At 36.8% G+C, this 1,757-nt stretch carries 2 protein-coding genes; both read right to left on the minus strand.

Annotated features, from left to right (window positions below):
- The coding region (locus AC6F75_RS09335) for an NAD(P)-dependent oxidoreductase (RefSeq protein WP_500714739.1) at positions 1 to 971 on the minus strand (971 nt) is incomplete at its 3' end.
- Positions 972 to 1,046: 75 nt separating this feature from the next.
- Entirely contained in the window at positions 1,047 to 1,571 is a 525-nt protein-coding gene (locus AC6F75_RS09340) for a hypothetical protein (protein WP_500714740.1), read from the minus strand.
- Positions 1,572 to 1,757 lie beyond the last annotated feature (186 nt).

Genomic DNA, 1,757 nt, shown 5'->3' on the forward strand with positions numbered 1-1,757 from the left:
CCATAATGAATGACACCGTTTTTAATAATTGTTGGATTGTCATGAGAAGTCATTTCAGAAGTTTCAAAACACCCTCCTGTATCAATGCTAACATCAATAATTACAGCACCTTTTTTCATATTCTCAACCATTGTAGTGGAAACCACTACCGGAGATCGGTCAGTACCTCGCATGGCTCCAATGGCTACATCACAGCGTTTTAAAGCTTTAAGCAGGGTTTTTGGCTGAAGGGTAGAGGTGTAAAGTGGTCGTCCGATATTGGTTTGCAAACAGCGTAATTTTGTTATAGAATTATCAAAAACTTTTACATTAGCTCCAAGTCCTAAAGCAGACCTGACAGCAAACTCGCCAACAGTTCCGGCACCAAGAATTACCACTTCTAAGGGAGGAACCCCGCTTATGTTACCAAATAAAAGCCCATTCCCGTCTTTTTCATCTACAAGCAGTTCTGAAGCTATTAATACAGAAGCAATTCCGGCCAACTCGCTCAATGCTCTAACAGCAGGTAATGCCCCATTTTCATCTTGTAAAAACTCAAAGGCCAATGCAGTAATTTTCTTTTTATTTAAAGCTTCAAAATATTCTTTATCACGGGTTTTGAGTTGAATGGCTGAGATAAGCACTGTTTTTTGCTTGATCATTTCAATTTCCTCAGGAGTGGGAGGCTCAACTTTTAGAATAATGGGGCACGAAAACACTTTTTTGGTGTCCTGGGTAATCTCAGCACCGGCATCAGCATAAGCTTTATCGCTAAAACTGGCACCTTCACCGGCACCTTTTTCTATAATGATTCTGTGCCCGTTTGCAACAACTGCAGAAACTGCATCAGGGGTGAGGCATATTCTTTTTTCCTGGTAACAGACTTCTTTGGGAATGCCAATAACAAGGTCGCCTTTAGACTTTTGGATTTCAAGGGTTTCCTCTTTGGGCATCAGTTGTGCAGCTGTAAAAGGAGAGAGTGACTTGGCCATCAATGATTGGTTTGAAAGTAAGTAACTAAATTACAACTTTAAACGATAGGGTGCAAATAAAGTAAAATGATAAAATTAACGGAACAGTTCTTTTAATTCGTCAAGTATAGTTCGCTTTTTCTTGAGATCTTCTTCAAATTCCCTCAGGTTATCACCACGTACCTTGTTAAATACTTTGGCTCTTATAAGATAAACCATAGGAATAAGTATTAACATTACTGGAATCATGTATACTAACTCTACTTCATCAATTGCCATACTCTGGTTTATAATTCCCCAGGTTTGAAATAAAAACATTGCAATAGGAACCAAAATTATCCAATGCCACCAATGTTTACAGGTGAAGAACCAAATGAGCAACAAATATAATGGTATTAATTTGCCAGTTAAAAACCAAGAGAAATGCTGTATCGTTGGATAATTTGTTTCTATTGTAAACAAAAAAGTCTCCCAACGTGTTGTGGTTGGGAAACTTTCATACAAATAAAAAAGGTAAGGAGTGATTGCAATCAATAGGATTACGATTCCACCTCCTATACTAAACCTTTTACTACCCTTGTCTTGGGATTTGAATTGTTGATGCATCGATTTGTTGCTCATTGCTGTCTATGCTTTCTGGTGTACAAGATACAAATAATCCAGTAAAAAATAGAGCAACAAAAAATACTGCTTTTGACATTTTCATAATATTAGTTTTTGTGAGGTTAATAGTACAAACCTATTTAAAAAAAACTAAAGTATTTTAAAAACTATTCCCGTATCTTAGTATGTTATCTTCTTTTCAGG

The sequence above is a fragment of the Planktosalinus sp. genome (assembly GCF_059864935.1).